Source organism: Providencia sp. PROV205 (assembly GCF_028479505.1).
Lineage (GTDB): Bacteria > Pseudomonadota > Gammaproteobacteria > Enterobacterales > Enterobacteriaceae > Providencia > Providencia huaxiensis.
The window spans coordinates 315,071-329,405 of record NZ_JAMPNU010000001.1 but is presented as its reverse complement, the minus strand read 5'-3'; the positions used below and the strand labels follow the sequence as shown (position 1 = coordinate 329,405).

The 14,335-nt window shown below is 43.0% G+C and carries 11 protein-coding genes; 6 read left to right on the top strand and 5 right to left on the bottom strand.

The features are described from left to right. Window positions 1-50: 50 nt before the first annotated feature. Window positions 51-509 carry an Hsp20 family protein gene (locus PR800_RS01530; RefSeq protein ID WP_166266847.1) on the bottom strand — a complete coding sequence of 153 codons (459 nt, stop codon included), beginning with the start codon at window positions 507-509 and terminating at the stop codon, window positions 51-53. Window positions 510-837: 328 nt separating this feature from the next. Continuing rightward, entirely contained in the window at window positions 838-1,884 is a 1,047-nt protein-coding gene (gene trhO / locus PR800_RS01525; RefSeq protein WP_272530061.1) for an oxygen-dependent tRNA uridine(34) hydroxylase TrhO, read from the bottom strand. Between the two features lie 260 nt (window positions 1,885-2,144). On the opposite strand from trhO, the gene PR800_RS01520 reads away from it, so the two are divergent. After that, on the top strand, window positions 2,145-2,780 hold the full coding sequence (locus PR800_RS01520) for a DUF1007 family protein (protein ID WP_166266845.1): 636 nt from the start codon (window positions 2,145-2,147) through the stop codon (window positions 2,778-2,780). After that, a complete protein-coding gene (locus tag PR800_RS01515) occupies window positions 2,771-3,778 on the top strand; it encodes a nickel/cobalt transporter (RefSeq protein ID WP_272530060.1) in 1,008 nt (335 codons plus the stop codon). The genes PR800_RS01520 and PR800_RS01515 overlap by 10 nt, the downstream gene beginning before the upstream one ends. A gap of 200 nt (window positions 3,779-3,978) precedes the next feature. Here the strand turns inward: PR800_RS01515 and ttrA are convergent, their stop codons facing one another. Genes ttrA through ttrB form a run of 3 tightly spaced genes read right to left on the bottom strand, consistent with a single transcriptional unit; the run spans window position 3,979 to window position 8,811 of the window. After that, a complete protein-coding gene (gene ttrA / locus PR800_RS01510; RefSeq protein ID WP_102139554.1) occupies window positions 3,979-7,053 on the bottom strand; it encodes a tetrathionate reductase subunit TtrA in 3,075 nt (1,024 codons plus the stop codon). Then, on the bottom strand, window positions 7,046-8,092 hold the full coding sequence (gene ttrC, locus PR800_RS01505) for a tetrathionate reductase subunit TtrC (RefSeq protein ID WP_102139553.1): 1,047 nt from the start codon (window positions 8,090-8,092) through the stop codon (window positions 7,046-7,048). Before ttrC ends, ttrA begins: the two co-directional genes overlap by 8 nt. After that, on the bottom strand, window positions 8,074-8,811 hold the full coding sequence (gene ttrB / locus PR800_RS01500; RefSeq protein WP_036957869.1) for a tetrathionate reductase subunit TtrB: 738 nt from the start codon (window positions 8,809-8,811) through the stop codon (window positions 8,074-8,076). Before ttrB ends, ttrC begins: the two co-directional genes overlap by 19 nt. A 254-nt stretch (window positions 8,812-9,065) precedes the next feature. Here ttrB and ttrS point away from each other — a divergent pair, with 254 nt between their 5' ends. The 4 genes from ttrS to mdtG all read left to right on the top strand — a co-directional run bounded on the left by ttrS (window position 9,066) and on the right by mdtG (window position 14,249). Further along, window positions 9,066-10,823: a tetrathionate respiration histidine kinase TtrS gene (gene ttrS / locus PR800_RS01495; protein ID WP_102139551.1), complete on the top strand. Its 1,758-nt coding sequence runs from the start codon at window positions 9,066-9,068 to the stop codon at window positions 10,821-10,823. Between the two features lie 126 nt (window positions 10,824-10,949). Then, a complete protein-coding gene (ttrR, locus tag PR800_RS01490) occupies window positions 10,950-11,546 on the top strand; it encodes a tetrathionate respiration response regulator TtrR (RefSeq protein ID WP_272530059.1) in 597 nt (198 codons plus the stop codon). 58 nt (window positions 11,547-11,604) lie between these two features. Further along, a complete protein-coding gene (locus PR800_RS01485; protein ID WP_102139549.1) occupies window positions 11,605-12,549 on the top strand; it encodes a Kdo(2)-lipid IV(A) acyltransferase in 945 nt (314 codons plus the stop codon). A 473-nt stretch (window positions 12,550-13,022) separates the two neighbouring features. After that, window positions 13,023-14,249, top strand: a complete 1,227-nt coding sequence (gene mdtG, locus PR800_RS01480) for a multidrug efflux MFS transporter MdtG (protein WP_210844614.1) — start codon at window positions 13,023-13,025, stop codon at window positions 14,247-14,249. Window positions 14,250-14,335: the final 86 nt, after the last annotated feature.

Below are 14,335 nucleotides of genomic sequence, written 5' to 3'. Positions count from 1 at the left end.
TCCATCGTTATAAAGTCACTCTAACTGCTGACGGGCCATAAATTTTAGTTCTATGATTTTATATCTTTATTTTCAATAGCGATAACTCGAGGTTTTTCTTCATCCGGGATTTCATATTCAATATCCAGAGTTAGTAAACCACTAGATAACTCAGCACTTTCTATCTTCACATTTTTACCGAGGTTAAACTCAAGGGAAAACTTACTTTGCGTTATTCCTTGATGGATCCATTTCTCAGAATCATTAACTAATTCTGCTGATTGCTCACCTTGAATATACAATTTCCCACCTTTTAGGGATACGCTTAAGTCCTCTTCCTTATAACCTGGAACACTAACCGTTAATTGATAGCTTGTTTCATTTACTTGTTTTAAATTATACGGATGCTCTGAAGTTAAAGGCCTATTACCTGTTAGCTGGCTAAACAAACGATCCATTTGGTCAAATCTGTTAGAAAGTAGGCTATCAGATAATGTTGGGAATAATGAAAAAGATCTAATGTTAGACATAATTTCTCCTTCAATATTTTTATATCAATCTAAACACGTACGACTATGCACCATTACCTGTGTACCTAGTATGGGATAATGCTCTTTCTTGGTGCAATTCTTATATAGTGCCAGTTACGCGTATTTCAAGCCTTAAATTACACTTCTTTACAAAATGGCGTTACCAGCTGCAAACCATTAACAAAAACCCCATGAATTTCATACAAAATGCATGGGGTATAAGCAACGTGATGACATCGAATGAAATAAATTTTTTATTTCAATTAATTTTATCTTGCTCTAATCAGCCCTAATTATAGGGCTATCTTATTATCGAGAATATCAATAACTAGTTATCTTTATTTAATAACCCATCGGATAAACGGTGACGTGACTTATTAAAGATTTTATTACTGACTTCACGACCTGCACGGCGTGCCCGCTGTTCTTGCTCTGGAAGTTTCATTTCTTCTGTGCAAGATGAACTGCAACAACCTTCATACTTTTCTGCGCAGCTAGGGCATTGAATGAACAACAAATGGCAACCATCGTTACGGCAATTGGTATGCGCATCACAAGGAGCCCCACATTGGTGGCATTGTGCTAATGTGTCCTCTGTAATACGCTCACCCATACGGTTGTCAAAAACAAAGTTTTTCCCTTTGAACCGTAGAGGTAGGCCTTGTTCTTTCGCCTTACGTGCATATTCAATAATCCCACCTTCAACATGGTAGACATTTTTGAAGCCGTTATGCAGCATATAGGCACTGGCTTTTTCACAACGGATCCCACCAGTACAATACATTACAACGTTTTTGTCTTTTTGCTCTTGCAGCATTTCAACCGCCATTGGCAGTTGCTCCCTAAACGTATCTGACGGTATTTCAATTGCATTATCAAAACGCCCTACTTCATACTCATAATGATTTCGCATATCGACGAAAACAGTATTTGGGTCATCAATCATCTCATTCACTTCATGAGCTTTTAGATATTGCCCCGTATTTGCTGGGTTAAATGTTTCGTCATCAATACCGTCAGCTACCACACGCTCACGGACCTTCATGCGCAGCACCCAGAACGATTTACCGTCATCATCAATCGCAATATTTAAACGTAGGTTTTCTAATGCAGGGTCTGTTGTATAGATAAGTTCGCGTAATGCGTTCACATTGGATTCAGGCACACTAATTTGGGCGTTAATACCTTCTTTGGCAATATAAACACGCCCAAAAACGCTTAATGATTTAAATTGTTGATACCATTGATTGCGAAATTCGTTTGGGTCTTGAATAGTGAAATACTTATAAAAAGAGATTGTGGTACGAGGCTCAGTTTCAGCCAACATACGCTCTTTTAAAATTTTATTTGAAACTTGATTATGTAACACTGGCATGGTGTTCTCTTTTCCTTTGTAACGAGTTAATTTCTAAAGCAAAAATCGGATGGTGTCCACGAAGTGTCCACACTTGACCATTATTAAATATTATCGCTGTTATTTTGTTAATAAAAAACCCTTTATTTGCAGGGTTATTGTGATGAAAGTATTAACTAATCGTTTAGATACTATTTTCAATCATCAGCGGATATTTTTCTTTTTAGTTTGCGCTTCGTTATGTTATAACATTTTTTTGATAAAACAATTTAGCTGACTGAATGATGCGATTTTTTCCTTTCTATTTTTTATTTCTGTTTATGGTTGCTCCACACGCAGCGGCACACCCTCATAGTTTTATTGAGATGCAAATTTCCCTTGAAAGTAAACAAGATAAATATTCAGGGATTAGCTATGTTTGGAAAATGGACCCAATGACATCAGCGGATATCGCATATGAATTAAAAGGTATCAAACCGGATGACCCGCGTTGGAAACAGCAAGAAGCTATTATTATGGCGAATGTGTTGATGCAGGATTATTTCACTGACTTTTATTATCAAGGAAAGAAAGTCAGCTTTAAACGTATTCCTGATAGCTATCATTTAGAAAAAGATGGCTTTTCTTTAGTTTTTTTCTTTACCGCTTCCTTTATGCAGCCCTTGCCTATTACTGGTTCCCACATAGAAATTCAAACTTACGACCCAACTTTCTACGTCAGCATGACTTACCCAAATAAACAGCAAATTCACCTGCCTTTGGATATTGCCGCAAATTGCCAGATGGAACTACAAGAAGCAAATGTCACCGACTCAATGCGCGCCTACGCTTTTTCCTTAGATAAAAGTGATAACCCAGAAGAAGATTTGGCACTTGGCAAACAGTTTGCACAACGGGTTGATATTCAATGTCCATAATGCCTTTACGCACACCAAAATTAATAATCACTGCGCTGTTTATGGGGCTTATTACCTATGCCGCTTGGCAGCTATTTACCCACTGGGGATCATGGCTACAACTTAGCTTTGCTTGGCAAAAACAGTTAAACCAAGGGCTATCTTACCTATTACAAGAAACCACTTCTCGCCCATGGTATGCAGGCGGGTTACTGGTGGTTGCTAGTTTTGCTTATGGCTTTTTGCATGCCCTTGGGCCGGGACATGGAAAATTAATTATCACCACTTATATTGCAACTCAAGCGACTCATTTAAAGCAGAGTGTTATCATTAGTTTACTAGCCTCACTCTTACAAGGGCTTGTTGCGATCACTTTAGTTTCCTTAGTCTTGATCCTATTCCAACTCTCTACTAAACATCTCAACCAAGCCAGTTTATATGCCGAGCAAACCAGTTATCTATTTGTCATTTTGCTAGGTGGTTATTTATGCATCAGCGCACTGCGTCGTAGCTGGTCAATCCGCAAATCAAAACACTTGGCGCCACTCACGATAAAAAGCATTCAACCATTGAATTCTTCAACGAAAGCAATAAGTAAAACAAAAGTCCATAGCCACTCAGACAACTGTGGCTGTGGACACCAACACGTTATCCAATCCCATCAATTGCAATCCAGTTTTAAAAGTAAGCTATTGATTATCTTATCGATGGGTATTCGCCCTTGTTCCGGGGCAATTCTTGTATTGCTGTTTTCTTATGTCATTGAGGTATATGCGTGGGGGGTTATCGCAGCCTTAGCAATGGCTATGGGGACTACATTAACTATTTGTTTAATCGCTATTTTTGTTCATTTAATGCGTGATAATGCCGTTCGGGTATCAAGCTTAAAAGGAAAGTCACTTTCCCCATATTGGGCAATCACACTGAAAATTTTGGCAGGTCTTTTATTTATTTTGATGGGCGTTTTGATGTTACAGAGTATTGGCTTAGAACAATCGGTTTCCCCGCTGTTGCGATAAACCATTAAAAAAGGGAGGGCTCCCCCTCCCAGGCATTTGCCGAAGTCACGGTGCAGTAACACCGTTTTATGCGCAATGTCAACTGCTTACTACTTATTACAACTTCCAACTATTACAACTTCCAATTTTATTGCCAACTACCAGATGGCTAATGATAAAGCTATGCAGGTCCTCATCACTAACCATCCTTACTACTTCATTTAACCAATTAACTCAATGCGAGCAGGTAAGCCTTGGCGAACCGATGCCCCCGAGACCCAATCTAACCACGTGTTGGCGACTTCACGCGTTGGGTCAGCGAACCCAAGGTCATTTAAGTTAATTCCTGAGCCATTTGCCGCATTCATTGGCATTGGTTGGCCATCAAGATAATGCTGCTTCGCCCCCATTTCTGTGTGTCCATAGCCATGTTCAATTGCAAGCACACCAGGCATTACGCCATCAAGAACACTCACTTGGGCTTCAGCATGGCCACCCGGAGTGGTGATGCGGATCCAATCTCCATGTGTTACCCCCATTCTCGCAGCGTCATCCGGGTGGATAGCGACAAGGTTCGTCGGTTTCACATGGCGTAAACGTTCAATAACAGTCGTTGAACTGCTCATGACATGGGATTTAAATGACATCAGTTTCAACGGCCACTCTTTTTCTGGGAATACCGTATTCACATCATCGCCATTTGCCATACGTGGTGGATAATAGGTCGGGCAACCACTATAGCGCTCACCGGTTATAGCATGGCGGTTAATTGCCACCGTTGGGTTCCAAATTTGTAGGCCTTTTTTCCACTGAGGGCCTGTTGCATCGCCATCCCATGCTTTTTCATAAGGTGCAAAACGACCACCGCGTGTGAAAATATAGGCAACACGACGCACTTCTTCCGGTTTTAAAGTCCGCGTAATAGCCGGTAAAATGCGCTCCACGCCACTGATTTGGATATCTTCTGTTGCGGCTTCAGGGACTGGTTTTTCCCCTAACCATGCCATATTGGCAGCCACTCTTAAGTAATAGTCTTCCGCTGTATTGAGTGAATGCATGTTGCCATCCATGTCCTCAATCACGTTATCGCCAAAGCCTGGTAAATTAAGTTCTTTCGCTACAGCGATACAGAAACTTTCCATCGAAACCGGCTGGCCATCCGCGGTTTTAGCTGTACGTGACTCAACAATTGGCCAACGTGCCGTACTGGCTTTGACCTGCACACCAGACCAGGGTGCGCTGAACCCCCAACTTTCGAAATTATGGGTATCCGGCACAATATAATCTGCTAATGCCGTGGTTTCATTCATAAAGGCATCAATACCAATAATCAGCGGTAAATGTTTTGGGTCTTTCAGTTTTTCTTCCATCACCTGACGAATACCTGCGATACCGTATACAGGGTTAGTCATATTGGTGATCCACGCTTTCAGTGCGTAGGGGTACCCCATCAAGGCAGATGCTAGTTGCTCGGTCAGTTGGCCTTTCGCAAACGGGTACCAAGGCGCTTTTGCAGGATATGGGCTTTCGCCTGCCGCTTGGCGCGCTTTGAATTCATCTGACTTTTCATACACTTCATTACTGCGCGATAACACCACACCCTTAGGTTTCACTTTACCTTTATAGCTGGCAATTTTATAACGTGGTCCATCGTTTTCCCCGTTGAATTTACCGCCACCAACAGAGACACCGCCTTTTAAGTTTAAGTTACCAATCAATGCGTTAAGCATGATAACTGACCATGCAGTGTAGAAACCATTACCACCCATCATACCGCCATGGGAGATAACCGCGGCTTTTCTATCGTAAGAAGTTAATGCTTTACCGAGTGATTCAATGGTTTTTACTGGAACATGGCAACGCTGGCTGTACTCTTCCAACGTCATACGGTTTGCCGCTTCTTTTAAACACTGGAAGCTGGATTTAACGGTCACTTCACTGCCATCGTGCAAGGTCACTTGGCGTGTCACAAACAGCTCAGCCGTAGGGGCTTCATCCGCCAGTTTTAACTCACCCGCAGCATCTTGCACTAAATAGGCTTTCTCATTGTCACCTTCTCCTGTGATATAAGAAGAAATTAACAATTTGCCTGCTAATGGGTGGTTATCATCCGTAATCACTAAATGGGTTGAGTTAGTCCAGCTTTTCTCCCCCGCTGCTTCCATGGATTTTTCACTTGGCACGCTGAGGTATTTTGCATTATAACGCTCATTTTCGATGATCCAACGGATCATCCCCATCACTAACGCGGCATCAGTGCCCGGTTGCACCGGCACCCAGTGACCGTGGTCATTCGCTAAAGTCGTCGTTAATGGTAATGCAGGTGAAACCACCACATAGTTAAATGAATCGCGCAAACGCGCTGTCGCTAACTGGCGGCCTTGGCGCTTAAATGGGTTACCTGATTGCGCAGGCGATGTGCCGAGGAACAGAGCGAAGCGGACATTATCCCAATCAGGTTTAACGTGGGCATTTTTGTCCAAATCATCCATCAGTGCACCGGAGCCTGCACGGTAAGCCAGTCCACAATAAGAACCGTGAGCACCGAAGTTTTTACTACCAAAGGCATTTTGAGCAAAGCGGCGGATAAAGCCATCACGGCCATCATCACCTGCGTTGGTCACTAATAATTGGTTAGCTTTTGGGCCTAATTTAGGTTGAGATGGGTCTAAAGGCGTTTCTAAATCACGAATTGCCCGTAAGCCATCCACGTGCCCCTCACCAAATAGATCGCCCCCTTCAACCACTTCTTTAATTAATTGTTCAAAGCTGATGCGCTCCCATTTGCCTTCTCCACGTTTACCAACACGTTTCATCGGCTCTAGAATACGCAATGGGCTTGTTAAGCCTTCCATTAACGTCGCACCGCGAGCACAGGCAGTAGAACGGTGCTCGAGGCCTGACTCACCGCTCATTTTGTTAAATGCAGTTTTCAGCGGCATACCATAAGGAAAGTGCTCTTCATGGGAAAGTGGGTGATAAGGGTTCCCCGCGATACGCAATACTTCATTTTTTGCTGTATCGACGCGAGCACGAATACCACACTGAGTCCAACAACCAAAACACTGTGTCATCGCAACCACTTGTTCTGGATTTTCTTGCCAGCCTTTCAGCGCCTGTCCTTCAGGGCGTAAAGAGTTACCATTGATGCGATCAAGAGTGACTTTACCTGACGTACCATTAACCAGACCATCGACTGCACGTTTGGCAACATCACGGTAGCTTGCACCGAATAATGCGATACCACCGACAACCAAACCACCTTTAAGCCATTGACGTCTTGAGAATTTAGCCATGTTGCACTCTCCTCGCAAACCAGCGAACACCTTCACGAACAATAATTGTTAACGCAATCCATAAACCGAATGTACCGACGATAGCCAGTAATCCATCTGTTCCCAATGGGAAATGGTATGGATTGGCGATAATGTTATATTTTGGAACCGCTTGAACTTCCATCAGGAAAATCCAACGTAACGTCCAAGCAAAAGCCATTGAAACTAAGGCTAAAATAGTGATATATGGGATGGAGCGAGTCGCTTTTAAATTACTGACGGACATCGCAAAAGTGATTACCCACAATGCACAAACTCCCATCAACATCCACCACCCAGGGCTTGCTGTATCTAACTGTTGGCGCACGGCAATACCTGAAGTCGTATCACCTGAGAGCCATAGCGCAAAACACACGGCGAACAGCAATAATGTCACCACTTGGAAGCGGGCTAAGCGATTTTGATATTGAGGTTCACGGCGTGCCCCTAAACCAATCAAAGCAGGTAAGACTTGTAGAGCACTCAGGAACATCAATACGGGTATCCACCAGCTATACCAAATTGGACGTGCATTTAACACTGAGGCTTCACGGCCGGTATATAACAATAAGCCGATCGCTGAAAGCGCAGCCAGCAAGGCTACCCAACGCGTTGCTTTAAACTCTTTTTTCCAAATCAGTTTCACCACTAACGCGACAAAATATAAACCAATAAATGTGGTGAATAATGGTAGTAACACAGAGCCCCACCACATCCAAGACCACATTGTTGGATGTGCGTAGAAATGCCATACCCTTGCGGTTTGGTGTAAATCTGCGGTTAATGCTAACGGGGCAGTGATCCCCATCGTGATAGCAATAAATACAGAGATCATCTCTAAGCGGCTGTTTTCAGGTTTGTTTCTCCAATGAAGGTAACAAGCGTACAGTACCGCACAAGACGCAATTCCAATGAAGAAGAAATATTGTACCGCCCAAGGAAGCCAGAAGAACTCTTGTGGCTGAGCCATAATTTCTGAAATATAAGTCACTTGGCCATTCATCAGAACACCTCCTGCCATAATGCGGGCTGCCCTTTGCCTTGCAGCGGCTGTACGAATGCATCATCTAAACCAATATAGAAAACTTGTGGTAAGGTGCCACTTTCCGGTTTGAGTACTTTAATTTCAGCCTCGTGCTCCGTCAGCATTTTACGAATTGTACTGTTAGGGTCTTTTAAATCCCCAATAATACGTGCGCCACCCACACAGGATTCAACACAAGCTGGCAATAAGCCCACTTCTAAGCGATGAGCGCAGAATGTGCATTTATCCGCAGTTTGGGTAGAGTGGTTGATAAAACGCGCATCGTATGGACAGGCTTGTACACAGTAAGCACAGCCAACACAGCGTTCGTTATCAACGACAACAATGCCGTCTTCCCGTTGGAAAGTCGCTTGAACCGGACACACAGGAACACAAGGAGGGTTATCACAGTGGTTACATAAACGAGGTAACAGCACATTAGTGAACCCTTCTTCGCCTTTCACTGCGACTTGATATTGATTCACTGTCGTTCTAAATTGGCCTTGTGGCGTTTGGTTTTCAACCGAGCAGCTTACTGTGCAGGATTGGCAGCCAATACAGCGGCGCAAATCAATCAACATTCCATAACGTTTTTCTGGGTTGCCTTCTCGGCGTGTTGGGGAAAAATTGAGCCCTGCTTCTGCGATGGGAATTAATGATGCCCCCGCAGTTACGGCTCCAATTTGTTGTAGAAATTTTCGTTTACTCAGATCCATAATTGGCTCCAGTATTGACATTGCTAATGCGAAAATAAAAGTTATTAATCAATATGTTATTTGTATTACATGCGTTATTGACAATGGGTACAGTCTCGTTAAGATAACCATTGAAATTGTTATTTCTCTTTAAACCAGTTGGGTTACCTTGATAGAACTTGTAGTGCCATTGTAAGAAGAGTGGAGCCACTGCCCTATTGTGGTTTACCACATACCCGTAGCTAAATTGATCTAACGCAACGAATAACTCAAATATGTTAAAAAAATCGTCTAGGCCGTTGTATCACATACTGTTAATCATGCTACTGACGTGGTCTTTGCCGGCAATTTCGGCCCAGTGGACTATTGGGGTATTAGCCTTACGCGGCCCAAGCTCTACCCAATCTCATTGGCAGCCTTTGATTGATACGCTCAATGAATCAATTCCTGGGGAGCGTTTTACATTACAACCTCTCAATTTAGATGAGATGAAAGAGGCGATTTCCAATCGTAAGATTGATTTTTTGCTGACGAACCCTGCCCAATTTATTCAGTTAGATAACCGCTATCATTTACGTTGGTTGCTCTCCCTTCGCTCAGACGTGGAGCCCAACAGCACAACGCGTAATGTTATTGGCAGCTTAATATTAGTTCGTAAAGAGAGTGATATTTCAGACGTTAAAAACCTAATAGGCAAGAAAGTCGGAGCAATTTCACCTGATGCTTTTGGTGGCTATTTGTTAGGTTACAAAGTGTTAAGGGATATGGGATACGACGCTGCCAAAGACTTTAAAATGCAATTTTTAGGCTTCCCTGCAGATGCATTATTATACGCACTGCGTGATGATTCATTATCCGCAGCTATAGTTCCTGTCTGTTTATTAGAAAACATGCATAGCGAAGGGTTGATTGATAAAACACAATTTCGCCCATTAATTCAACACCCAAGCTCTCTCTCTTGTTTAACTAGCACAGAACTGTATCCAAATTGGTCTTTTGCCGCCTTAAGTGAAGTTCCAGACAATTTGGTCGACAAAGTGACCAAAACATTATTATCAACAGATAAAGCTGCTATGCGTTGGGGAGCTCCAGCGTCGGTGACTCAAGTCGAAACCTTGCTCAGAGACGTTAACCAACACCCGCAACAGCGCCAGATCTGGCAGGATATCGTCAGTTGGACGATTCAAAACCAAATCACTATCAGCCTTGTCGCATTATTTTTCGTTTTACTGGGTATTAACCATGTTTGGATTGCCTTTTTGGTCAGGCGCCGCAGCCGCCAATTAGAAGAAGCACATGACCGCTTACGAGAGCAAGAAGCTAATTTACAAAAGGCGCAGCGGTTAAATATTTTGGGGGAAATGGCTTCTGGATTTGCCCATGAATTAAACCAACCGCTGTCTGCAATCCGCCATTATGCCCAAGGGTGCATTCTACGCCTGACTAAAGAGTCTGAAAGCCATCCATTAATTAGCGCATTAACTAAAATCGACGACCAAGCTCAACGTGGAGCCGACATCATTCGTAATTTACGTCTCTGGGCGGGTAAACCGGGCCATGACCCCGCAGTCGCATTAAACCCACAATCAGTTAAACAGGCTATTAACCATATTTGGCAATTATTGCGCGCGGACCAACACTACCCCAATTCGAGGTTAATCTTACCTGAAACCCCTGACATCTCCCTGATGTTGCCAGACACATTACTTGAGCAATTGCTCTCCAATTTAATCAGTAACAGTTTACAAGCAGGCGCAACGCTACTGCGTTTTGAGTTTCATTTTTCACAGCAGCATTTTTTACTTGTTCTGCAGGATAATGCGGGGGGAATGCCTTCCGAGCAACTAGAGCAAGGTATCACGCCATTTGCCACGACTAAAAAAGAAGGCTTAGGGTTAGGTTTGGTGATCTGCCAGCGTTTGATCCAAAGCCAAGGTGGGGATATTCGTATCGAAAATAACCTGAGTGATGATGGGTTGCATGGCTTAATGGTTACACTTATTTTCAATTATCACAGTAAAATCGTGGATTAAGCATATTTTGCCACGTAATTGATAACATTCGCATTAACTATATGTGACAATGGCTTCATTACGATAATCAATGCTCGTCATATAAAGCACCTTATTTTGTCACCCTCTACACGACGAGGTATATGTATGCCAGTGATCCATCTCGTGGATGATGACCCCGATGTAACGGATGCCTGCCAATTCTTACTCGAAACATTGGGCTATAGCGTTACTGTTTGGAATGACAGTGAAAAATTTATCCAAAATGCAGCACTACACCAAGAGGGTGTGGTGTTATTGGATATGCGCATGCCAAAGCTAGATGGCCGGCAAGTTCACCAACACCTTAGAGAGCAGCAAAGCACATTGGCCGTGATATTTTTGTCTGGCCATGGCGATATCCCGATGGCTGTGGAACAAGTGAAACTCGGTGCTGTCGATTTTCTACAAAAACCCATTGATAGCCAGCTGCTTGCCAAAACATTAAAACAAGCTCAATCACAAACCACCAAAGCCACTGAAGGGTATTTAATTCAGCAGCGCTACGACACACTCACTCCTCGCGAAAAAGATATCTGTGGTTATGTGTTGCAAGGCTTAATTAACCGTGAAATTGCTGAGGCAGCCTGTGTTTCTGTACGTACCGTTGAGGTTCATCGGTCCCGAGTCATGGAAAAAATGGCGGTTCGTAACTTAGCTGAGTTAATAAGCACCATGCAGGCAATTAACGCTTTAAACGAATAATTTGATATAGTTTAATCATACCTTTTTATTAATTTATGACTAATATATTCGGATAACAATGATACTAGCTCCAAAATTTCAAAAACGGTTCCTCCACCCTCGTTACTGGCTAACTTGGCTAGGCATTGGCGTATTATATCTTCTTGTATTGTTGCCTTATCCTCTCATTTATTGGATGGGAACGCGTTTAGGGTTATTTTCTAAACGCTTTTTGAAAAAGCGGGTGAAAGTCGCAGAGCGCAATTTGCAATTATGTTTTCCAGACATGAGCGAGCAAGAGCGGCAACGCTGTGTCGACAAAAACTTTGAATCTGTCGGCATGGGCTTATTTGAAACGGGCATGGCTTGGTTTTGGCCTGATTGGCGAGTTCGTCGCTGGGTCAACGTCATTGGGGAAGAAAATGCGGTTGCTGCTCGCCAAACAGGTAGAGGCATTATCGCCCTCGGCGTTCACTTTTTGACCTTGGAAATTGGAGCGCGTGCCTTTGGCATGTTAAATCCGGGGATCGGTGTATATCGCGCCAATGATAATGACCTGCTTGATTGGCTACAAACCCGTGGGCGGTTACGTTCCAACAAATATATGTTAGATCGCAAAGATATGAAAGGCATGGTGCGCGACTTAAAAAATGGGGAAATTTTGTGGTATGCCCCAGATCATGACTACGGCCCTCGCAATAGTACATTTGCACCGTTATTTGCTGTAGAAAATGCGGCCACGACCAATGGTTCACAAATTATTTTGCGTCTTGCCTCTCCTTTAGTGGTGCCCTTTACCCCAAGGCGCTTACCTGCAGGTAAAGGCTATGAGCTCATCATTCAACCTGCCATTGATGATTTCCCAATTGAAGATAATCTGGCTACCGCAACCATGATGAACCAAATTATCGAAAAAGAGATCCTCAGAGCGCCAGAACAATATATGTGGCTACATCGCCGTTTTAAAACACGCCCTGAAGGGGAGCCTTCGTTATATGGGGATTTAGATAAAATACATCATTAATCATTAGCGTAATCAGATAAATTATGGCGTGGTTTTTCAACTGTTTTTTTATGATGATTTTCTTGCTGTTTTTCATGCTGTTTTCTCTAAATATGGCGTGATTTTTCAACTGCTTTTTATGATGTTTTTCTTGCTGTTTTTTATACTGTTTTCTCTAAATATGGCGTGATTTTTCAACTGTTTTTTATGATGCTTTTCTTGCTGTTTTTTATACTGTTCTCTCTATATGGCGTGATTTTTCAACTGTTTTTTATGATGCTTTTCTTGCTGTTTTTCATACTGTTTTCCCTAAATAGTCGGGTCTACAGCTAGGCGGCAAAATGAAGATATCCCGAGGAGCATACATAAGTATGTGACTCGGGTAGCTGAGTGAAGCCAACAACGCTGTAGAACTGAATATGACGGGAAAAGTGACTCGGGGAGCTGAATGAAGCCAACAACGCTGTAGGGCTGAATATGACGGGAAAATAAATATGACGGGAAAAACAGAGTATTGGAAACGTAACCTATACGTCGTGTGGTTTGGCTGTTTTTTAACAGGCGCCGCCTTTAGCCTGATCATGCCTTTTCTCCCGTTATATATTGAAGAACTTGGCGTCAAAGACCATGCTTCACTGAATTTATGGACTGGCGCTGTTTTTAGTATCACTTTCTTATTTTCTGCTATTGCCGCCCCTTTTTGGGGTCGGTTATCCGATCGCAAGGGACGAAAGTTAATGCTATTGCGATCTGCGCTGGGCATGGCGATTGTTATGGTGTTAATTGGCTTTGCGCAGAATATTTGGCAATTATTAGCCTTAAGAGCCATATTAGGTTTATTGGGTGGCTTTGTCCCTAATGCTAACGCGCTGATTGCAACTCAAATTCCCGTGAAAAAAAGTGGTTGGGCTATGGGCGTCCTCGCTACGGGTGCCGTAAGTGGCGCACTTATTGGCCCACTCATTGGCGGTTTTCTTGCTGACCAGTATGGCTTACGCCCCGTCTTTTTCATTACCGCAACGGTGCTGTTTATCTGCTTTTTTGTCACGCTTTTTTATGTCAGAGAACGCTTTACACCGATTTCGCGCAAAGATGCATTAACGAGCAAACAAGTTTTTGCCTCTTTACGTAATAAAAATTTAGTAATCAGCCTCTTTTTTACCACCATGATTATTCAAGCTGCAATGGGCTCAATCAACCCTGTCATCACGCTTTATGTACGTGATTTATCTGATTCCCTTGAAAACTTGGCCTTTGTCAGTGGTGTGATAGCTTCCATTCCTGGAGTTGCGGCTTTAATCAGTGCGCCCATGTTAGGTAAACTCAGTGACCGAATAGGCCCTGAAAAAGTTTTACTCGCCGTGCTGGGCGCATCTATTTTTGTCTTATTCCCAATGGGGCTAGTGAGTAGTTATTGGGAGTTAGGTTTTCTCCGATTTATGCTTGGGGCTCTGAATGCGGCACTACTACCTGCGGTACAAACGTTAATTATCTATAATATTTCCCACCAAGTAACCGGACGTATTTTCAGCTATAACCAAGCATTGCGTGATGTTGGCAACGTGACAGGGCCATTAATGGGGTCCTTTGTCGCAGCAACTTATGGTTTCAGAGCCGTATTCTTTTTCACCGCGGCATTGGTTCTCTTCAACCTAATTTATTCGTGGTTAGTCATCCGACGACAATCTGATGGCCTACGAGCCTCCCCTACTGACCAATAAACGTCTTGCTATTTTTTGTACAGAAACCAGATGATTTATAGGCTTTATTGTCTTACTTTCCTTAAAATTAAATTTTAATGAACATA